13 protein-coding genes are annotated in these 21,715 nt (G+C 40.6%); 9 read left to right on the forward strand and 4 right to left on the reverse strand.

Features of this window, described 5'->3' with window-relative positions; genetic code table 11:
* Positions 1-274: 274 nt before the first annotated feature.
* From gltB to BHU72_RS08050, 4 genes are all read left to right on the forward strand, one after another.
* A complete protein-coding gene (gene gltB / locus BHU72_RS08035; RefSeq protein ID WP_069702116.1) occupies positions 275-4,873 on the forward strand; it encodes a glutamate synthase large subunit in 4,599 nt (1,532 codons plus the stop codon).
* Between the two features lie 21 nt (positions 4,874-4,894).
* Positions 4,895-6,367 (forward strand): glutamate synthase subunit beta, encoded by a 1,473-nt coding sequence (locus tag BHU72_RS08040; RefSeq protein WP_069702117.1) that lies wholly within the window; start codon positions 4,895-4,897, stop codon positions 6,365-6,367.
* Between the two features lie 223 nt (positions 6,368-6,590).
* Positions 6,591-7,613, forward strand: a complete 1,023-nt coding sequence (locus BHU72_RS08045; protein ID WP_069702346.1) for an alpha-hydroxy-acid oxidizing protein — start codon at positions 6,591-6,593, stop codon at positions 7,611-7,613.
* A 291-nt stretch (positions 7,614-7,904) separates the two neighbouring features.
* Positions 7,905-8,672, forward strand: a complete 768-nt coding sequence (locus BHU72_RS08050; protein WP_069702118.1) for a hypothetical protein — start codon at positions 7,905-7,907, stop codon at positions 8,670-8,672.
* A gap of 72 nt (positions 8,673-8,744) precedes the next feature.
* Here the strand turns inward: BHU72_RS08050 and BHU72_RS08055 are convergent, their stop codons facing one another.
* The gene (locus tag BHU72_RS08055) at positions 8,745-9,800 is read right to left on the reverse strand and encodes an AbrB family transcriptional regulator (RefSeq protein WP_069702119.1); all 1,056 of its coding nucleotides are present in this window, start codon (positions 9,798-9,800) and stop codon (positions 8,745-8,747) included.
* 258 nt (positions 9,801-10,058) lie between these two features.
* On the opposite strand from BHU72_RS08055, the gene BHU72_RS08060 reads away from it, so the two are divergent.
* Positions 10,059-11,753: a glutamine--tRNA ligase/YqeY domain fusion protein gene (locus tag BHU72_RS08060; RefSeq protein ID WP_069702120.1), complete on the forward strand. Its 1,695-nt coding sequence runs from the start codon at positions 10,059-10,061 to the stop codon at positions 11,751-11,753.
* A gap of 203 nt (positions 11,754-11,956) precedes the next feature.
* Positions 11,957-12,262: a DUF5658 family protein gene (locus BHU72_RS08065; protein WP_069702121.1), complete on the forward strand. Its 306-nt coding sequence runs from the start codon at positions 11,957-11,959 to the stop codon at positions 12,260-12,262.
* Between the two features lie 73 nt (positions 12,263-12,335).
* On the opposite strand, the gene BHU72_RS08070 is transcribed toward BHU72_RS08065, so the two are convergent.
* The 3 genes from BHU72_RS08070 to BHU72_RS08080 all read right to left on the reverse strand — a co-directional run bounded on the left by BHU72_RS08070 (position 12,336) and on the right by BHU72_RS08080 (position 15,928).
* Positions 12,336-14,819 (reverse strand): heavy metal translocating P-type ATPase, encoded by a 2,484-nt coding sequence (locus tag BHU72_RS08070; RefSeq protein ID WP_069702122.1) that lies wholly within the window; start codon positions 14,817-14,819, stop codon positions 12,336-12,338.
* A gap of 111 nt (positions 14,820-14,930) precedes the next feature.
* Positions 14,931-15,227 (reverse strand): metal-sensitive transcriptional regulator, encoded by a 297-nt coding sequence (locus BHU72_RS08075; RefSeq protein WP_069702123.1) that lies wholly within the window; start codon positions 15,225-15,227, stop codon positions 14,931-14,933.
* Between the two features lie 32 nt (positions 15,228-15,259).
* Positions 15,260-15,928 (reverse strand): endonuclease III domain-containing protein, encoded by a 669-nt coding sequence (locus BHU72_RS08080; protein ID WP_069702124.1) that lies wholly within the window; start codon positions 15,926-15,928, stop codon positions 15,260-15,262.
* A gap of 285 nt (positions 15,929-16,213) precedes the next feature.
* Between BHU72_RS08080 and rarD the strand changes: the two genes are divergently transcribed.
* From rarD to BHU72_RS08095, 3 genes are all read left to right on the forward strand, one after another.
* Positions 16,214-17,254, forward strand: a complete 1,041-nt coding sequence (rarD, locus tag BHU72_RS08085; RefSeq protein WP_069702125.1) for an EamA family transporter RarD — start codon at positions 16,214-16,216, stop codon at positions 17,252-17,254.
* Positions 17,255-17,390: 136 nt separating this feature from the next.
* The gene (locus tag BHU72_RS08090; RefSeq protein ID WP_069702126.1) at positions 17,391-18,617 is read left to right on the forward strand and encodes an efflux RND transporter periplasmic adaptor subunit; all 1,227 of its coding nucleotides are present in this window, start codon (positions 17,391-17,393) and stop codon (positions 18,615-18,617) included.
* Positions 18,618-18,630: 13 nt separating this feature from the next.
* Positions 18,631-21,708 (forward strand): efflux RND transporter permease subunit, encoded by a 3,078-nt coding sequence (locus BHU72_RS08095; protein ID WP_069702127.1) that lies wholly within the window; start codon positions 18,631-18,633, stop codon positions 21,706-21,708.
* Positions 21,709-21,715 lie beyond the last annotated feature (7 nt).

Consider the following 21,715-nt stretch of genomic DNA (forward strand, 5'->3'; position numbering starts at 1 on the left):
GATTCGAGGATTGCAAATGACTGTCTTCTATTATTTTTACTAGAAAATAATCACTGAAAATGTAAGGTTTTATGACATGATTCTTTAAAATATGACAATTTCTTTGAAATTCTATCATTTTGCAATTGATAGAATAGACTAACTAATGTTAATATTAAAAAAATTCATAAAAATGTAGTAGATTCTATCTAGTTAATAATGTGAAGAATTACACAAAGGTAGAAATCATTTGCTAACATTGAAGAAAAAATAAGAGATGGGATGGTTGCAAAAAATGACACACATTGGTTTACCCCCTAAGCAAGGCTTGTACGACCCGCAATTTGAACACGATGCTTGTGGTATTGGTTTCGTTGCCAATATAAAAGGCAAGAGATCTCATGAAACAGTACGACAAGCACTACAAATTCTATTAAATCTCGACCATCGTGGCGGTCAGGGATGTGAAAAGAACACGGGTGACGGTGCAGGGATTCTGATGCAGAGTCCACATACCTTTTTTGTTAAAGAGTGTGCCAAACTAGGAATCACTCTACCGGAGTTCGGAAAATATGGCGTGGGTATGTTTTTTCTACCAAAAGAAGAGAAAGCACGTGTTAACGTAGAGAAAATTATCGAAGGTATTATTGCAGATGCGGGACAAACGCTACTAGGTTGGAGAGATGTACCAACTGATAATTCTACTTTAGGGGATACGGCAAAATCAGTAGAGCCTTGTGTACGTCAGATTTTTATTGGAGCTAATGCGAATCTAGCAGACCAAATGGCGTTCGAGAGAAAGCTATATGTCATTCGCAAGCTAGCAGAAAACAATATCCGATTTGCTAGTGTTGAAGGTGGGGAGCAATTTTATGTTCCGAGCTTGTCTAGCAAAACAATAGTATTTAAAGGAATGTTAACACCTGAGCAAGTGGATGGATATTACTTAGATCTTAGAAATCCAGAGATGGAGACAGCGTTAGCTTTAGTGCATTCGCGCTTCAGTACGAATACATTCCCTAGCTGGGAACGTGCCCATCCTTATCGATACATGATTCATAATGGGGAAATCAATACGCTTCGCGGTAACGTAAACTGGATGCATGCACGCCAGGCAATGTGTGAATCAGAGCTATTTGGCGATGATCTGAAGAAGATTCTACCGATTGTAGATAATGACGGTAGTGACTCGCAAATTTTCGATAACTGCTTAGAGTTTCTTATGTTATCAGGACGTTCATTACCTCATGCAGCGATGATGATGATTCCTGAGCCGTGGTCGAATCATGAGAGCATGAGCGATGAGAAAAAGGCATTTTATGAGTATCATAGCTGCTTAATGGAGCCGTGGGATGGCCCTGCTGCCGTAGCATTTACTGATGGTAGTATTATTGGTGCTGTACTTGATCGTAACGGACTGCGTCCTGCACGCTATTATGTAACGAAGGACGATTTAATTATCATGGCATCTGAGGTAGGAGTACTGGATATTGCGCCTGAGAATGTTGTTTGTAAGAAGCGTTTAGAGCCAGGTAGAATGCTATTAGTAGATACAGTTGCTGGCCGTATTATAGATGATGAAGAACTGAAGAGTCAGATAGCTACGGAGCATCCGTACCGTGATTGGTTAGATGAGCATTTAGTGAGCCTGGATGACCTACCAGAAGCACCGCTTGTGGCAGAGCCAGATCATGCGACAGTAACAGAGCGTCAATTAGCATTTGGTTATACATTTGAAGATTTGAAAAAGACATTAGAACCGATGGCTGTCAATGGGGTAGATCCAGTAGCTGCCATGGGTATCGATACGCCACTCGCAGTATTATCAGACAAACCGCAATTATTATATAACTATTTTAAGCAGTTGTTCGCACAGGTTACCAATCCGCCAATTGATGCATTACGCGAAGAAATCATTACGGCAAGTGATACTACCATTGGACCGGAACGTAACTTGATTCAACCGGAACCTGAAAGCTGTCGTCAAATCAGACTAAAATCACCGATTCTATCCAATGAGCAATTTGCAAAAGTTGTGCACGTACAGCGTGAAGGATTTAAAACGGTTACACTATCTGCCCTGTATAAAGTAAACGAAGGAAGCAACGGTTTAGAGAGCAAGCTGGATGAGTTATGTGCAGCTGTAGATCAGGCAATTGCTGATGGAGCCACTTTCATCGTTCTATCGGACCGCGGTGTCAATCAAGAGCTAGCGGCAATTCCTACGTTACTAGCAATTGCAGGCGTCCACCATCACTTAATTCGTCAAGGAACGCGTACTAAGGTTGCGTTAATTGCTGAAACTGGAGAAGCTCGTGAAGTACATCATTTTGCATTATTGATTGGTTATGGTGCGAGTGCGATTAATCCGTATCTTGCCTTTGAGACATTAGATGATATGATTCGCCAAGAATTGATTAGTGGTCTGAATCACGAAAAGGCAGTGAAGAATTACATCAAGGCAGCGACAAAGGGAGTTATCAAGGTATTATCAAAGATGGGGATTTCGACAATTCAAAGTTACCATGGTGCCCAAATCTTTGAGTGTGTGGGGATTGCGCAATCAGTGATTGACAAGTACTTTACATGGACGCCTTCGCGTATCGGAGGAATTGATCTTTCGGTAATTGCACAGGAAGTAGAAATGCGTCATAAGCGTGCCTATGACAAGATTGAGAGTCGAGATCGTACATTGGATAGTGGTGGAGATCACCAGTGGAGAAAAGATGGTGAACATCATTTGTTTAATCCTGAATCAATTACAATGCTACAAGATGCTTGCCGCAACGGTGAATATAAGTTATTCAAACAGTATTCAAACCAATTAAACGGAGAATCTGCAAAGCAAGCAACATTACGTGGCTTATTCGATTTCAACTTTGCAGCGAATCCAATACCAATAGAAGAAGTAGAATCTGTAGAATCGATTTGTAAGCGCTTTAAGACAGGTGCAATGTCATTCGGATCGATTAGCCAAGAGGCTCATGAGGCTCTAGCGATTGCCATGAACCGCATTGGCGGAAAGAGCAACACTGGCGAAGGTGGAGAGCATCCAAACCGTTTCACGAGAGACGCAAACGGGGATTTACGTCGTAGTGCTATTAAACAAGTAGCATCTGGACGTTTTGGTGTTACTTCAGAATATCTTGTGAATGCAGATGAGATTCAGATCAAAATGGCACAAGGTGCAAAACCTGGAGAAGGCGGACAGTTACCAGGTCGCAAAGTATATCCATTTGTAGCTGAAGTGCGTGGTACAACGGCAGGGGTAGGACTGATTTCACCTCCTCCACACCATGATATTTATTCTATTGAAGACTTAGCAGAATTAATCCATGACTTGAAGAATGCCAATCCTCGTGCTCGCATTAACGTGAAGCTTGTATCTGAAGTGGGTGTAGGTACGATTGCAGCGGGTGTTGCGAAAGGTAAGGCAGATGTTGTTCTGATTAGTGGTTATGACGGTGGAACTGGTGCATCGCCACGTACCAGCATTAAGCATGCGGGACTTCCATGGGAGCTTGGATTAGCGGAAACTCATCAGACGCTCGTAATGAATAATCTTAGAGACCGTATAGTCGTAGAAACAGACGGCAAGATGATGACAGGTAGAGATGTAGTCATTGCTGCACTTCTTGGCGCCGAGGAATATGGTTTTGCTACAGCACCACTAGTAGTACTTGGTTGCGTTATGATGCGCGTTTGTCACATGGACACTTGCCCAGTTGGGGTAGCAACACAGAACCCAGAACTACGCAAGCTGTTTAAGGGAGATCCTGCCCACGTGGTGAACTTCATGCAGTACATTGCTCAGGAAATGAGAGAATACATGGCTCAGCTTGGATTCCGTACAATCAATGAAATGGTTGGAAAAACAGACCGTTTAGCAGTGACTCGTGCGCAAGACCATTGGAAAGCAAAGGGCCTAGACTTCAAGGCAATCTTACATCAACCGGAAGTTGATCCAAGTGTACGCAAGTATTGCCAAATGGATCAGGACCATGGTTTAGATAAATCGATTGATATGCAGCAGCTTCTAGATATCTGTAAGCCAGCAATCGACAATAAGCAACCTGTGCAAGCAACACTTCCGATTTGTAACATCAACCGCGTGGTTGGTACGATTCTTGGTAGTGAAGTAACTAGAAAACACGGCGGGAAAGGCCTTCCGGAAGACACAATCAAACTAAAGTTTGAAGGATCTGCAGGTCAAAGCTTTGGAGCCTTCGTACCGAAGGGAATCACCATGTCTCTAGAAGGAGATTCGAACGACTATTTCGGTAAAGGACTATCTGGAGGGAAGCTATCGGTATATCCATCGGAAAAAGCAACATTCGTTCCTGAAGAAAACATTATTATCGGAAACGTTGCGTTCTATGGCGCGACTGCTGGGGAGGCGTATATTCGAGGCATTGCTGGAGAGCGTTTCTGTGTAAGAAATAGTGGTGTGCATGCTGTCGTTGAAGGTGTGGGCGACCATGGATGCGAGTACATGACAGGTGGTCGCGTGGTTGTGTTAGGTAAGACTGGCAGAAACTTCGCTGCAGGTATGTCAGGTGGTATCGCATACGTACTTGATACGAATAACAGCTTTAAGAATCTCTGCAATATGGAGATGGTAGGGCTTGAGACGTTAGAAACCGCGAAAGAAATTGAAGAAGTAAAGGCTATGATTGAAAAACATGTAGCATTCACTAAGAGTAGTCATGCTCAATCGATTTTAGACCGCTGGGATGAGATGGTGTCGAAGTTCGTTAAGGTCATTCCTAAGGATTTCAAGCGTATGATGGAAGCAATTGAACGTGCTCAGGAAGCAGGCCTAAGTGGAACGGAAGCGGTAATGGCAGCATTTGAAGAAAATAAAAATGATCAGTCTCGCGTCAGCGGAAACTAATGGATTGGGAGGTAGCAGAAGATGGGAAAACCAACAGGATTTTTAGATTATAATCGCGAGCTTCCAGCAGACCGTGATCCACTTGAGCGCATCAAGGACTGGCAGGAATTTCATGAATATTTTAATGAAGATAAATTGAAAGAACAGGGCGCTCGTTGTATGGATTGCGGAATCCCGTTCTGTCATACAGGTGCTATGATTGGCGGTATGGCATCAGGATGTCCAGTGAACAACTTAATCCCTGATTGGAACGATCTTGTTTACAAGGGATTATGGCATGAAGCCTTTGAACGTTTAATGAAAACGAATAACTTCCCAGAATTCACTGGAAGGGTATGCCCAGCTCCTTGCGAAGGGGCATGTACAGCAGGTTTTAATGGAGACCCTGTAACGATTAAGAATACGGAGTACTCGATTATCGAGAAGGCATACGAAGAAGGCTGGATGGCACCGAACCCTCCGGCAATGCGCACTGGGAAAAAAGTTGCTGTGGTCGGTTCAGGGCCAGCAGGACTTGCGTGTGCGGATCAATTGAACAAGGCAGGCCATACAGTAACCGTATATGAGCGTGCGGATCGTATCGGTGGTCTAATGATGTACGGTATTCCAAACATGAAACTTGACAAAAAGTATATCAAGCGCCGAGTTGATCTAATGACAGCAGAGGGTATTACGTTTGTCACGAACACAGAGATTGGGAAAGACATACCAGCGCAAAAGCTTAAAGAAGATTTTGATGCGGTAGTGTTATGTGGTGGAGCTACAAAACCTAGAGATTTACAAGCAGAGGGCCGAGAAATGAAAGGCATCCATTTTGCCATGGAGTTCCTACATGCGAACACGAAGAGCTTATTAGATTCAAGCTTAGAAGATGGCAATTATATCTCAGCAAAGGGTAAAGATGTGATTGTCATTGGTGGTGGAGACACAGGTACTGACTGTGTAGGAACATCGATACGCCACGGCTGCAATAGCGTTGTTCAACTAGAGATTATGCCAATGCCTCCGCAAGAGAGAGCAGCGAATAATCCATGGCCTCAGTTCCCAAAGGTATATAAGATGGACTATGGTCAAGAGGAAGCAAAGGAACTGTATGGAAGTGACCCACGTAAATATTGCATCATGACGAAGAAGTTTGTCGGTGATGAGAATGGTAACGTGAAAGAGTTACACACAGTGGAAATTGAATGGAAGAAAGATGAACAAGGCAGGTTTTCGCCAGTAGAAGTAGCAGGCTCTGAGAAGGTATGGCCGGCACAATTAGTATTACTTGCAATGGGTTTCCTAGGGCCAGAGGAAACAGCAATCGACCAATTAGGTGTAGAGAAGGATTCTCGTACCAACGTGAAGACGGCAGAAGGTAAATATGCAACGAATGTTCCAGGAGTATTCTCGGCAGGGGATATGCGCCGCGGACAAAGCCTTGTGGTTTGGGCGATTAGCGAAGGCCGTGGAGCAGCTAAGGAATGTGACTATTATCTCGCGGGATTGTAGGATTAATGAAAGAAATATAAAATCTTAGAATCAAACATGATCAGTAAAAGGATTGAAGCTATGGACCGTTATGGAGAGAACTCCTAACGGTCTTTTTTGTTGTGAAAAGAAAGAATGAGAAATTGATTTCAAAAACCAGGAATAGTATGATAATGAGTAGAACAAATAAAGATAGAATTTTCAAACAAGTAATACACTAAGTTGCCTGGAGGGGATCTTGGAAATGAAGTATACTGACGTGTTAGTGCAAGCGAAGGAAGTTGTTTCACAGTATTGTCGTGTGTGTAAGGACTGTAATGGGAAGGTTTGTACTGGGGAAGTTCCCGGTGTAGGTGGAAAAGCGACAGGTTCTGCTTTTACAAGAAGTCGTGAAAAATTAAATGAAGTGAAAGTAAATTTAGATACAATTGTAGAAGAGAAGCCAATTGATATGAGCGTCGAGTTATTTGGCAAACAGTTCAAATACCCAGTGTTTGCAGCACCGATTGGCGCAGTAGCATTAAATTATGGTGCACATATGGATGATTACACGTATACCCAAGCAATCGTTAAGGGCTGTCAAGAGGCAGGAGTTGCAGGGTTTACAGGCGATGGAGTTAAGGAAGAGTTCTACGATTTGCCGCTTAAAGTGATTGGAGAAAACGGCGGACACGGAATTCCAACGATCAAACCGTGGAAGAAGGAAGAGATCCTAGCGAAGATTAAAAAAGCAGAAGCAAATGGTGCAATGGCTGTGGCAATGGATATTGATGCTGCAGGGTTAGTGACGCTAGCATTATTAGGGAAACCAGTGGGAACGAAATCTGTAAAAGACTTGCAGGAGTTAATATCCGCAACGAAGTTACCTGTAATCTTAAAAGGTGTTATGACGGTAGCTGGCGCGAAGAAAGCAATGGAAGCAGGAGCATACGGCATTGTAGTATCTAATCATGGCGGTCGTGTGCTTGATCATACACCAGCAACAATTGAAGTATTATCGGACATCGCGAAAGCAGTAAAAGGGAAGTTGAAGATTTTCGTTGATGGTGGGTTTAGAAGTGGGATTGATGTATTCAAGGCATTAGCCCTTGGAGCAGATGCTGTGTTAATTGGACGTCCGTATGTATTAGCTGCTTATGGTGGCGGTTCTGAAGGCGTGAAAGTTTATACGGAGAAAATTGGGCAAGAACTTATGGAGACAATGATTATGACGGGTTGTCATACATTGAAGGACATAAATGAAGATTGCGTATTTCTAAGCAAGTAGTTGAGCTGAAATCTTAGGTGCATAAATAGCATCTAAGATTTTTTTACACTATCAGAATTAATAATAAATTAATGTTGATAGTATAAGTGCAACTAAGGCATTCTCTTCGCCAGTAGGCTTGGCGAATGCCAAGTTTTCTTTATATATGTGTTATTCGTTTGTCTAAGATTGCGGTATATCTTGAAAAGTAGATAGGGTATTTTTGCTTAGGGTATTTTTGCTGTTAAGCTTGCAATAAACAATAACCTATATGATAATATGGAGAAAATATGTTGCTGGGGAGTAGACGTTGTGAGTAATAAACCTCTGGATATTCATGAAATCGACGGTCAATTAGAGTTTGTGATTGAGCATTTAGAAGATAAAAGTAAAAAGAACAATAAAAAAGCGGCGAGCTACTATTTATATGAATCTACAATAGAGCGTATTAAAACATATGCGCAAAAATATAACATGAAAGAAAATCAGTTTATTGAAGAAGTAATGAACAAGCTAATGGATGAGATAGAGAACAAAGGTAATTCGGCAAAAGCACAAAATATACAGCCAATTAATAACCAGCCGCGACTGATGGCAGACCCACAGACAACATCATGGTCTAGAATCTTCTCAGGCAAGACGACGAGAGACCAAGAAGTCAACGACAATTCTATATCTTCAGAAAATATGGATGAAAATGTTGATGATAATATAGATAAGAAAACGGAAGAAAAGGCATTAAAACTTCCTGAGACAAGTGGTCCTGAGACAAAAACACCGAAGATAATAGACGCGCTGCAGTTAGCGGAATTAGAGGAAAAGATGTTAGAGTATATTTTCGACCAATATAAGCCTGATTATCGAATTTTATATCAGCGTTTCGAGAGTAAAATTGAAAAAGAATTAGACATAGAAGGAGAAGTAATTTTACAGATTGTACGCTCATTACATAGTAAGAAATATGTAACCCATTATACAGATTACAATTTGCTGGATATTAACAAAAAGATATTTGAAGAGAAGTTGCCAGACGTTAAAGACGTCTTAAAATTCTATGAAGACGATGATATAATAACATAATGATAACGCGATTAACTAATAATAGCTTTCCCAACTGCCCCGTCTGATGCGGGGTATTTGATTTCTTAAAAATTAGGCGATAGGTTTTTGCCACTGATACCATAATTTAACCAATATAGGAATTAAGATTGTAATGAGTACAACTCGTACTAATTGATATCCCGTCACAAAAGGAACATTCGCTTGAATCGCCTTTGCTGTGACACCCATTTCCGCGACACCTCCTGGAGCGGCACTGAGAAAACCAGTAGCCAAAGAGATATCAGGGTATATGATTGTAAGGGCATAACCAAGGCCCAATGAAATAATAATTAGCAGAATGCTTGCAATTGTAGAATACACCGCCAGTTTTTTTAAAGCAAAAATTTTAAATGGGTCAATGGATGATGCGATATGAATTCCAAGGAATATTTGTATCAAAACAAAAAGTGAAACCGGAAGTCTGGGTGCTGGAATATCTATAGACACTAAAGCCATCGTCATAAGAATTGGCGCAATTAAATGGGGCGTGGGAACTTTTATACGAATACTAATTATTGTGGCAATGGCAATTAGAATGGAGTAAATGAATAGAGCTGTCCAAGTAAATTCTAAGTTATTAAGTGTAGGTGGAAAAATATGATGTTCTGTTACTAAGAAATGAACAGTAAAAAAAGGCACAATAAACACCACTAAAAGCAAGCGTAACATATGCATCAAGGCAATGACGTTAGCGTCTAGGTGCTTAAAATCGGTGCAGATATAAACCATTTGGCTAAGTCCGCCGGGTATGCTGCCAATTAGTAAGCTGTCAAAAGATATGTTTGTTAGTTTTGAAATGATATAGGCAAACATCGCGCCGAGCAGAATCAATATAAATGTTATGAACAACATACTTGGAACTTGATACAACAATGTTTCTATGTCAGAAGCGCGAAAGGACGCGCCTAAATAGTAACCAAGGATAATGAAACTAAAGTTTCTTAATATGCTAGGCCACTCAAAGGCATAGTGAAAGACTGCTTTCGTAATTAACAAAAAGCTTAGAGGACCGAGAATCCAGGTTAGTGGTAATGAAAGATAATAAAATGTAACACCGCCTAAACTGGCAATGCTAATTGTCGTTATAACTTGTCGTAATACTCTCAAAAATTCTCACCATCAATTTTTCTGAAATATTTTACAATCGCTGCAAATAAAGGTACTATATTATATAAAGAAAACTTAGTTCAGATGGAGTTTTTACTCCACCTGAACTCTAGTTGCACTTATTTCGAAGCTTGCGGGCACTAATACTCCCGCTTATAGAAGTGGGAGTATTAGTAAACGCCGCTGAGATAATTATAACGCATGTGTCTTTTCGTTGGATACAGTGTAAAAGTAAATTGTCTAAAAGGAGTCAAAAATATGAGCTTGAATAACACAGAAATACCTGTGAACTTTATTCAAAATATTATAACGGAAGACTTAAAGGCTGCCAAGAATAATAGTCGAGTACATACACGCTTTCCACCAGAACCTAACGGATACTTACATATTGGACATGCTAAATCGATTTGTTTGAACTTTGGTTTAGCGAACGCCAATGGAGGGTTATGCAACTTGCGAATGGATGACACGAATCCTTCCAAAGAGGAAGAGGAATTTGTAGAATCCATTAAGACGGATGTAAAGTGGCTAGGGTATGACTGGGAAGACCGCATGTATTTCGCTTCTGATTATTTCGAAAAGCTATACCAATATGCTGTTCAGTTAATTCAAGCAGGCAAGGCATACGTCTGCGATTTATCAGCAGAACAAATGAGGGAATACCGAGGAACTCTAACGGAACCAGGAAAGAATAGTCCCTATAGAGATCGCTCAGTGGAAGAGAATCTTGACCTGTTTAATCGGATGCGGGCAGGAGAATTTGCCTCTGGAACAAAAGTGCTACGTGCAAAAATTGATATGACATCTGGGAATTTAAACATGCGCGATCCAGTGATTTATCGTATTATGTTTGCCCATCATCATCGCACAGGGGATGCATGGTGTATTTATCCGATGTATGACTTTGCTCATCCGTTATCCGATGCCATAGAGAACATAACACACTCGATATGCACATTGGAATTTGCTGATCACAGACCATTGTACGACTGGTTAGTAGAGAATGTCGATTATTCGGACATGGCTGATGGCCGTCCACATCAATACGAATTTGCGAGATTGAATTTAAGCTACACAGTCATGAGTAAGAGAAAACTAAAACTACTTGTGGAAGAAAATCATGTGACTGGTTGGGATGATCCAAGAATGCCTACGATTTCTGGTCTTCGTAGAAGGGGATATACACCGGAGTCGATTCGCGACTTTTGTGAACGTATTGGTGTTGCCAAAGCGAGTAGTCTAGTGGATAAAGCGCTTCTTGAGCATTGTATTCGTGAGGATTTAAATGCGAGAGCAACTCGCGCCATGGCTGTTGTTAAACCTCTAAAGCTAGTGCTTGAGAATTATCCTGAAGATCAAGTGGAATTCCTGCCAATAGAGAATAATCCTGAGCAGGAAGGATCAGGGATGAGAAACGTACCGTTTTCTAGGGAGATTTATATTGAACAAGATGACTTTATGGAAGACCCGCCGAACAAATTCTTCCGTCTTGCACCAGGAAAAGAAGTGCGTTTAAAAGGTGCCTACATTATTAAGTGTGAAGAAGTCATTAAGGATGAAAACGGAAATATTACGGAACTCCGCTGCACCTATGACCCTGAGACTAGAAGCGGTCTACCTGGTAGTGCGCGCAAGGTCAAAGGTGTGCTCCATTGGGTATCAGTCCTACATGGTATCCAGGCTGAAGTCCGTTTGTATGAAGATTTGTTTACCAAGGAACAGCCAGATATGGAGGAAGAAGGGTCGGATTTCCGTGCCAATATTAACCCGGATTCTTTAGCGATAATACAATCCTGCATCGTAGAACCAATCTTAGCAACAGCGACGAAGGATGACAGATTTCAATTTATGAGACAGGGATATTTTTGCATCGATTCCGTAGACTCGAAACCACATCAGCTAGTCTTTAATCGTATTGTATCCTTGAAGGATAGCTACGTAAAAGTGAAATAGAACGTAAAAAGGACTGCCTTGGCAGCCCTTTTAATTTTTACTATCGAAAGTATAAGTTTTTATATTAATTTTTCGACTATCTGAATATTATGCGACGTCAACATTGATAAGATTCTGATGAGAGTTGTGAGGTATGAACTGAATAGCTAATGCAAATCAAGGTAATCCTGTAACAAAATCTAATTTTGTTAGGGAGAGCATTCATGATTCATCAAAAGATTCTATTCAAGCTATTATGTGTGTATATGTTATCTGTTATGGATTACATAATTACTAGGACAGCACTAGCAAAAGGTGCAATCGAAGCGAATCCAATCCTTGCCCCAATCATTGAAAGTCCAATAGGAATGACAATAAAACTTATGGCTCCATTAATAGTGTTAGCTTACTTATGGTATCGAAGAAACTCGAATCCATTTCGTGTGAACTATACTGCCGCTTTTTTAGTTTTGTTTTATAGCCTAGTCGTAACATGGAATGTATCCGTATATGTCTTTTATTTAATTTAAGAAGGTAAAATTTGTTAAATCTCACAACTCCTAGATTATGATTGCATTTCATGAATTTAGGAGTTGTTTATTTTTATACTAATTCCCGCACTGGCTTAAATAAACGCAAACGCATCGTATTCATAACGACAGAAACAGAACTAAAGGCCATCGCTGCAGCTGCGAGCATAGGATTCATGAGGACACCCCAGACTGGCCATAGGATTCCAGCAGCTACAGGGATTAAAATGATGTTATAAGCGAACGCCCAGAATAGATTCTGCCAAATCATCCGCATTGTTGCCTTCGACAACTGAATAGCTGTTGGCACACCCCGTAAATCACCGGAAATCAGCGTTACATCGGAAGCTTCCATTGCTACATCAGTACCAGTTCCAATGGCTATCCCTACATTCGCTTGGGCTAAAGCTGGTGCATCGTTAATGCCATCACCTACCATTGCCACGATTTTCCCATTATCCTGTAGCTCTTTCACTTTTAGAGACTTGTGCTCGGGAAGTACCTCGGCAAACAGTCGCGTTATCCCAACTTGCTTCGCAATAGCCGCTGCTGTTCTTTGATTATCGCCAGTTAGCATGATTACTTCTATCCCTTGACGTTGTAGACTTTGAATCGCACGGTATGAATTCTCTTTCACGGTATCTGCTACAGCAATTACCCCTGTTGGGTGATTGTTGATTGCAATGTACATAGGAGTCTTACCTTCGGAGGCTAACTGATCAGAAGACGATAATAACTCTTCTGGGAATCTTACTTCGTTTGCTTCCATTAGTCGTTGGTTTCCAATTAAAATATGATTATCTAAAACTGTAGCTTGTAGTCCTTGCCCAGGAATTGCTTCGAACGTCTCAGGTTCTAGCAAATCTAATCCGCGTTCTTTGGCAGCTTTAACAATGGATTGCCCTAGAGGATGCTCAGAAGCTGTCTCGATAGAAGCTACTAAGCGCAAGAATTGATTTTCGTCTAAAGTAATATCGCTTTCTGGAATCATAGTATTAAGAATTATATCTGTTAACGATGGCTCTCCTACAGTTATTGTACCTGTCTTATCTAGTACGACGGTATTGATTTTATGGGCCATTTCAAGACTATGTGCATCTTTAATGAGGATTCCATTCTCTGCGCCTTTCCCTGTACCAACCATAATTGCAGTTGGAGTAGCTAGGCCTAGAGCACAAGGGCATGCAATAATCAGAACTGCTATAAAGGTCGTAAGGCCAAACACCAATGAAGGATCTGGTCCGAAAATCCACCATAATAAGAAGCTTGCAATAGCAGTAACCACTACAAAAGGAACAAAATAAGCGGCAACCTTATCTACAATTTTTTGGATAGGCGCTTTAGAGCCTTGGGCATCCTCGACTAATTGAATGATTTGTGCAAGCATTGTATCTTTACCAATTTTCGTGGCGCGGAAACGGAAAGAGCCTGTTTTGTTCATAGTAGCACCTATGACCTCATCATCGACAGTCTTATCTACTGGGATGCTTTCGCCTGTTAACATCGATTCGTCAATTGTCGAGCGACCACTAATGATTACGCCATCAACAGGTATTTTTTCACCGGGACGGACAACCAAGATATCTCCTACAACTAACTCTTCAATAGGTAAGTCAAGCTCCATATCGTTGCGGATCACTCGAGCCGTTTTCGATTGCATACCCATCAGCCTGCGGATTGCCTCGGAAGTCTTTCCCTTGGCCTTAGCTTCCATAATTCTACCTAGCAAGATTAATGTAGTGATAACTGTCGCTACGTCATAGTACAACTGGTAAGGGAAGCCAATCGATGTTAAAAAGTCAGGGAAAAGTGTCATGGCAGCACTATACAACCACGCAGAACTTGTTCCCATCGCCACAAGTACATTCATATCGCTTGTGCCATGAGATAAAGCAGCATAAGCTCCTTTATAAAAACGCCAACCGGAAAAGAATTGCACAGGTGTTGTAAACAGTAACAACGTTATTGGTAAAGTTAAGAAATGTGGAACCCAATCGCCCCAACCTGGCAGCATGTGCGGTAAAGAGCCGATTAATACAATTGTAGTTAGAATCGCGCCAAACAAGAAATCTTTGCTAAGTCTTTTCATCTCTTGTTCTCGTTGTTTCTGTTCTCGGTCTTCTGTAGTTTCGCGTTCAATTTCAAACACTTGAAAGCCCAAAGACACAATCTTTTGTTGAATCATAGGGTATGTGGTTTCACTGCTGTCGTAATCGACCACAGCTTTGTGTGTTGCTAGATTTACCGCGACCGCGTGTACACCACTAAGCTTTAGAACTGCTTTTTCTATGCGATTCACGCAAGCAGCACAAGACATTCCACCAATCGGAATCGTGATTTTCTCCAATTGGGCGGGAGCTGCAGTAAATCCCATCTTTTCAATCGCAGCTATCATGTCTGCTGGTGCCACTTTTGTATTGTCATAGGTAATCGTAGCGCGATGAGTACTCAAGTTCACATTTGCTTCTGCAACACCATCGAATTTTAACAAACGCTTTTCTATTCTACTGACACAAGCAGCGCAAGACATCCCACCAATTTTTAATATAGTCTTCATCGATATCCCCTCAATTCTGGTTATAATAAGATAACAAAAATAAACTAAAATTATAATTCATCTTAAATATAGGATACCCCCCTATACTATAAATGTCAAGGGTGTGAATCATTATTTCATTAGTTTACTAACCGTTTTTACTAATTCAGGAATAACTTCTAAATCTCCTTGCTGTATTCTTCGAGTTACGCACGTTTTCATATGATTTTCTATTAACAATTTCCCGACTCCATTTAGGGCTGCTTGAATGGAGGCTATTTGATTCAAGACATCATCACAATATACATCTTTCTCAATTAAACCTTTGACTCCACGAATTTGTCCTTCTATACGATTTAATCTGTTAATTAAACTTTCTTTCATTTCATTTGTATGATTACTTTTGAGAGAATCTTTTGATTGGGTCATATGACGTTTCTCCTTTAATAATTAGTAAACAGCTAAAGATTAACAGTATTTCTATATTGACAATCATTAAAAAAGCAACTACTACATAATGGTTTCTTTCGGCAAAATTGTTTGGCATGTTCAACGATCAATGCATGATATTCGTTGTAGATATTGTGGTTGACTTCTAATTGATTTTCAAACAACTCACGAAAAGCATCATAATCTTTAGGGACATCCATGCCCAAGCGGTCAAAAATTCGTCGTGAGTAAGCATCGATGACGAAGATGGGTTTATTCACAGCATATAAAATGATAGAATCGGCAGTTTCTTTGCCTATGCCGTTAATGGACAACAACTGATGGCGTAAATCAGCAATGTCCATCTTTTGTAGAACATCAATAGAAAACTTATGTGTCAGGAACCACGCTAAAAAGTTTTTTAACCTTCGCGTTTTCACTGTAAAAAAACCGCTAGGACGGATTAATTCTGCTAGCTGAGAATCTTCCATAGCAATTATTATCTCTGGTTTTAAGTAAGGTCGGAGATTATGTATTGCTTTCTCTACATTTTGCCATGACGTGTTTTGGGTTAAGATTGCACCAACCATCACTTCGAAAGGGGAATCGGCAGGCCACCAATTTAAGTGTCCATAGTGGTATAAAAGTCGGTCATAGGTTGATGGGATGAGTGATAATTCTGTAGATTGATTCGGCACCATGGCGATAACTCCTCGTATAGTTTAGCTCTTTTTTAGATTGCTTTTTTTAAAAAGATAAACTCTTTTTATATAGTACTTCTCTTTATGAGATCCTTTTACAACTAAAAGTATAGAAGATTTGTTTCCTAACGCTTATTGTAGGTAGGAATAGTTAATCCATATTGTAACATAAAATATTTGAAATACGCATCTCGGAACGCATTGACTAAGGGTGCTTTCGGCAGTACAATAGCCAAATAAGTAATTGCTTATTATATAGATAGAAGTGGTAAGGGGACAGAGTGTATGGATGCGCAGTCATCATGTGAAGTTGTGAAAGAGCAACGACTAGGGGTTATGTACGCTGTATTAGCCTATGTGCTTTGGGGTGTTCTTCCACTATATTGGAAGATGCTAGATTACATTCCAACGGGCGAGATTTTAGCACATCGCGTGTTTTGGTCGTGTGTGTTCATGTTTGGAGTCATTGCTGTATTTAAGCTGTGGAATCCATTGAAAGAAGTAGTTGTGGTTCGAAGAAAAAGAATATCAATATTTTTCTGCGCCATTTTTATAAGTATAAACTGGTTCACATATATAGGGGCAGTAAATAGTGACCAATTAGTAGAAGCTAGTTTTGGTTATTTTATCACGCCTATTTTTAGTGTACTTCTTGCAGTTGTCGTCCTAAAGGAGCGTTTGAATTTCTGGCAAGGCGTTGCATTGGGACTAGTTTGTATAGGGGTATTGGTTATGATTTTTCAATATGGAAGAATGCCTTGGATGGCATTAGTCTTAGCATCGTCTTTTGCAATGTATGGATTAATTAAGAAAAAGGCAAATATTGACTCTATTGTTGGGTTAACAATTGAAACGGCGTATGTTACGCCAATTGCAATCTTATATTTATTAGTCTTACAAGTAACGGGGAAACAATCGTTTCATATGGCAATTGACTCTACGAATCTACTATTAATAGGTGCAGGGGCTGCCACGGCGTTACCACTTATATATTTTGCACAAGCGGCAAAACGGGCGTCTTTAGCAACCCTTGGTTTTACTCAGTATCTTGCTCCGTCGATAAGCCTAGGTATTGGAGTGCTTCTTTTTAAAGAGCCGTTTACATTAATCCATGGAATTAGCTTTGGCTTTATATGGTGCGCCCTATTCTTCTATAGCTTTGCGAAGGCAGAATGGATGCTACGTGTAAGAAATCAAATATTTGCGACATTTCTTAGGAAGACAGTAGCAGTGCCGCCGATAGTGGCGCAACAAGTTGTGCAACCAGTAGTGGGACAACAAATAATTGTACAGTCAGCAGACTCTATTAAGCAAATTGCAGACTAAGTCTGATATAAAATCTTATAGCACACCGGATATATCCATACAGCATTAATTTGTATGGATTTTCTTATTCAACCTGTGTTCTACCATTTAAAAAATAGAGGGAATCATTTATGATAGTTATAATGGAGGGGAATTTATGAAATCTAATAAACATTCATTTGTTATGAAAAGCAGCACCTTATTATTAATAGCGTTCTTAAGCTTTACTATAATCGGTTGTTCAAAAGATACAGAAGCAGTAGTAGACATAACGAAACCTGTAAAAACGATGGCGGTTCACTCGGAAGAGAGAATTGTGGAACTTATCTATATCGGAATCGTCGAAGCTGAAGATATTAAGAAGCTTAGCTTTGGCACAGGTGGGTTAATCGAAAAGATATATGTAAAGAAACATGATACAATTCGCCCTGGGCAGCTATTAGCAACAGTCAGCACGAAAGACTTGCAGTTCGCTGTACGAGAAGCAAAGGCGCAAGTGGATATGGCGAATGCGCAGTACCGTTTGGCATTGCAAGGGGCAGCAAATGAAGATGTCAATCAAGCCCTACTAGCGATTCAAAAGGCGGAAGATGCTTATGATTATACATTCAATCAGTTAGAGCGAATGAGAAGTCTCTATGAACAAGGGGCAATACCTAAGGTCGAACTAGAGAAAGTGGAGTTTGAATTCAACTTGCGCACGACTGAAAAGGCCCAAGCAGAAGCACAATTGAAAAAGGTAGAAAATGCTGTGCGTATGGAAGAAAAGGAAGCGTTATTAGCGCAATTGGAGCGGGCGCAAGTGGACTATGAATACAAAAGCAGTATGCTAAAAGATGCCGAGATTCATTCCCATAGCGGTGGGTACGTGTTAGATATCGTAGCAAAAGAAGGAGAACGGGTCGGTTCGGGACATCCGGTCATTCTCATACAAAATACGAATCAAGTTGTAACTGTAGGAGTAACGAACCGAGATCTTCAGAACATCAAGCCAGGTCTTGATGTAAGTGTGAATGCCAATGGAGTTCATACATCAGGAAAGGTTATCAGCATAGCGGCAAACCCAGACCCAACCACACGTACTTACGCTGTGAAGATTCAATTGCAGCAAGAAAAGGATGCTTACGCGATCGGAACTGTTGTTCAAGTGAAATTTGCGATTGGAAAAGAAAAAGGGATCTGGATTCCGATTTCCTCCATTATGGCAGAAGCTTTCGATTACGTGTATACCGTAGATCGTGATATCGCGTATAAAACAGACGTTGTGTTAGGTGCTGTTATGGGCAATGAAATTAAGGTAGAAGGTTTAGAAGATGGGGCGTTGCTAGTGATAGAGGGTGCCAAAAGACTTTCACATCAAGAGCAAGTAAAGCTACAACAGTAGGTGGAGGTATATGATGCTTCAAACAGCGATTCGGGCAGTCATTCAATATAGGAAAATTACGATGTTCACCGTTGTCGCCTTAGCGATTTTTGGAATGTATAGCTATTACGTGACTCCTAAACAAGAAGCACCAGAAATCAACGTGCCAATAGCTGTGATTACAACAATCTATCCTGGTGCAACTCCTGAGGATGTTGAAACCTTAATCACACGCAAAATAGAAGACGAGATCTCAACAATCAACGGTTACGATTATTCGGAGTCAACATCGAAGGAAGGCGTATCTGCAATAGCGATGCGTCTCAGCCAAGATGCGGATATAGATAAAGCGTGGACAGATTTGCGACAGAAAATGAATGATCTTCAAAGCAAACTTCCTACAGGTGCGAAAGAAATTCAAATTAACACAGAACTATCAGATTCCGCAGGTATTATTCTCAGTGTATCTAGCAATCAATATACACAACAGGAATTAGTGTATTATGGAGAGTTAATGAAACAGGAGTTGCAAAAGGTATCGGGGATCTCAAGGTTCGAAATTATCGGTGAACAGGCCAGAGAAATTCAGGTAGTTGTTGATTTGGCACAATTGCAATACTTGCCACTTTCTCTAAAGGATATTGCCGCCTCCTTACAGGCGCAAAACACAGAATTACCTTCAGGGAAAATTGAAGACGGAACACATAAAATTAACGTCAATACACCTCCAACTTTTGAAACGATAGAAGATATAGGCAATACGATTCTGTTAGTATCAAGGGAAAATGGCTCTGTCGTACGATTGAAAGATATTGCAGAGATCCATTATGTGCAATCTGAAGACGATCCCAATGCAACTCACAATGGTGAACAAGCGATTCTGTTAGCTGGTTATTTTAAAAACAACAAAAACATTGTCGATGTTGGTGCGGAAATCGATCAGCAATTAGTGAAATTTCAGTCCAAGCTACCATTGGATATAACGGTTTCCTATGTCCTCAATCAACCGAAGGATGTTCATAAATCAGTCAATCAATTTGTGCTTAACTTATTACAAGGGATGGCGTTTGTGATTTTTGTAGTATTCGTGGGTATGGGAATCAGGAATGCCGTCATTGTAACGGCAGCTATCCCATTGTCGATTTTGATTACCCTGAGTGCGATGAATGTATTAGACATTCAAATTCATCAAATTTCTATAACAGCCCTCATCATTGGACTAGGAATGTTAGTAGATAATGCAATTGTTGTCAGTGATACGATTCAAGTCCGTCTAGATGAAGGACAAGAACGTCTTCAGGCTTGCATAGATGGCGTAAGGGAAGTAGCAATGCCAATCTTTACATCAACACTTACGACAATTGGCGCGTTTATACCACTGCTTGTACTACCTTCCGTTGCTGGAGAATATATTAAAAGCCTTCCGCAGATTGTTATGATAGCGCTTATTGCATCCTATGTTGTGGCTTTATTCGTAACTCCTGTCATGGCGTTTTTATTTTTCAAGAAGAGTGTGGAGGCAGAAAGGCGTCATCTCATTCGTGGTATTTTCGCAGGGACATTAAAGCTCGGTATGCGCTGGAAAACAACGACGTTTGTTATTTTGATTCTAGCCACAGTCGGCGCTGGACTTTTAGTGACGACACTAGGGTTGCAATTTTTCCCGAAAGCCGATAAGAATATTATCCACATTGATATTACTGCTGAACGCACAAGTGATGTACAATTAACGCAATCGATAGTTAATCAAGTAGAAGATATCCTGCAAAACTATACAGAGGTCGCTAGTTATACGACTGTAGTGGGTGGCGGTCTGCCAAAATTTTATAATACTCTTCCGGTGTATACTGCGTCGCAAAGTGTTGCACAGATCCTGGTGGAAGTTGATTTGCATGAGAGTACTTTCAAACGCAACACACACTTAGTCAACGAACTTCAACGTGCTGTTGATGCCCAAGTAACAGGTGGCACAGCATTGGTTAAGGAACTAGAGCAGGGTGAGCCTATTGGCGCACCAGTAAGATTGAGAGTATATGGCGATGATATGGATCAGTTATATGAAGTAGCTCTACAAATCCAGAATCTCCTGAAAGATATTGATGGAACTACGAATATTGATAACGACTTTCCGAAAAAAGTCTATGAGTTTCAAGTAGATGTCAACAATCAGCAAGCAAGCATCATGGGAGTTTCGAAATATGATATTCAAAGAGAGATTCATTACGCGTTGCGTGGAACAGAAGCTACGCTTCTAAAGCAACAAGGAAATGAATACCCGATTATCGTAAAGGGAAATATTGAATCTTTATCGGATTTAGAAGGACTGTTCATACCATCATCGATTACAGGTCAGAAATTCATGGTAAGAGATATGGCTGACGTGAAACTTCAAGCTTCAGTCCCAGCAATTCGCAAATATGATCGAGAAATTTCGTTAACAATATACAGTGATGTGATTACTGGGTATAGCCCTGTTACAATTCAAGAGCAGCTTCAAGCAAAGCTCGGTACAATTGAGGCAAAAGGCGTCGGGATTGTATTTGATGGAGAGCGTGAAAAGATTCAGGAAAACTTCGGGGACATTGGGTATTCTGCATTGTTCGCAGTCCTGTTGATTTATGGAGTATTGCTATTGCAATTTAACTCGTTTAGTCAGCCGTTTATCATCTTACTTACGATTCCACTATCAGCGATTGGGTCGATTGTTGGCTTATACCTCTTCCAACAGCCGTTGTCATTTACAGCGATGCTAGGAATTGTGAGTTTATTTGGGATTGTAGTCAATAATGCGATCGTATTACTAGACTATATTAATAAGGAACGCGAAATGAATATTGAAATTGAACAAGCTTGTTATGATGCTGTTATTAAGCGCTTCCGACCGATTATGTTGAGTACGATTACGACAACCATGGGAATTATGCCTCTCGTATTTTCAGGGAGCGAATTGTTTCGTCCGCTGGCAATCTCAATCATGTGCGGTTTATTGGTCTCAACGATTCTAACGTTAGTAGTCGTGCCTGTCTTCTATGCACTTACACAAGGCAACTTGAAAGGGCAAAAACAACAAAATGCAATATTGTCGAGTTCTGCGGAGATGCTAAGTAAATAATCAAAGC

This window comes from Desulfuribacillus stibiiarsenatis (assembly GCF_001742305.1).
GTDB classification, from domain to species: Bacteria; Bacillota; Bacilli; order Desulfuribacillales; family Desulfuribacillaceae; genus Desulfuribacillus_A; species Desulfuribacillus_A stibiiarsenatis.

Coding starts and splice junctions, on each gene's coding strand:
- gltB (WP_069702116.1), top strand. CDS start 275: ATGACACACATTGGTTTACCCCCTAAGCAAGGCTTGTACGACCCGCAA.
- BHU72_RS08040 (WP_069702117.1), top strand. CDS start 4,895: ATGGGAAAACCAACAGGATTTTTAGATTATAATCGCGAGCTTCCAGCA.
- BHU72_RS08045 (WP_069702346.1), top strand. CDS start 6,591: ATGAAGTATACTGACGTGTTAGTGCAAGCGAAGGAAGTTGTTTCACAG.
- BHU72_RS08060 (WP_069702120.1), top strand. CDS start 10,059: ATGAGCTTGAATAACACAGAAATACCTGTGAACTTTATTCAAAATATT.
- BHU72_RS08065 (WP_069702121.1), top strand. CDS start 11,957: ATGATTCATCAAAAGATTCTATTCAAGCTATTATGTGTGTATATGTTA.
- BHU72_RS08070 (WP_069702122.1), bottom strand. CDS start 14,819: ATGAAGACTATATTAAAAATTGGTGGGATGTCTTGCGCTGCTTGTGTC.
- BHU72_RS08075 (WP_069702123.1), bottom strand. CDS start 15,227: ATGACCCAATCAAAAGATTCTCTCAAAAGTAATCATACAAATGAAATG.
- BHU72_RS08080 (WP_069702124.1), bottom strand. CDS start 15,928: ATGGTGCCGAATCAATCTACAGAATTATCACTCATCCCATCAACCTAT.
- rarD (WP_069702125.1), top strand. CDS start 16,214: ATGGATGCGCAGTCATCATGTGAAGTTGTGAAAGAGCAACGACTAGGG.
- BHU72_RS08090 (WP_069702126.1), top strand. CDS start 17,391: ATGAAATCTAATAAACATTCATTTGTTATGAAAAGCAGCACCTTATTA.
- BHU72_RS08095 (WP_069702127.1), top strand. CDS start 18,631: ATGCTTCAAACAGCGATTCGGGCAGTCATTCAATATAGGAAAATTACG.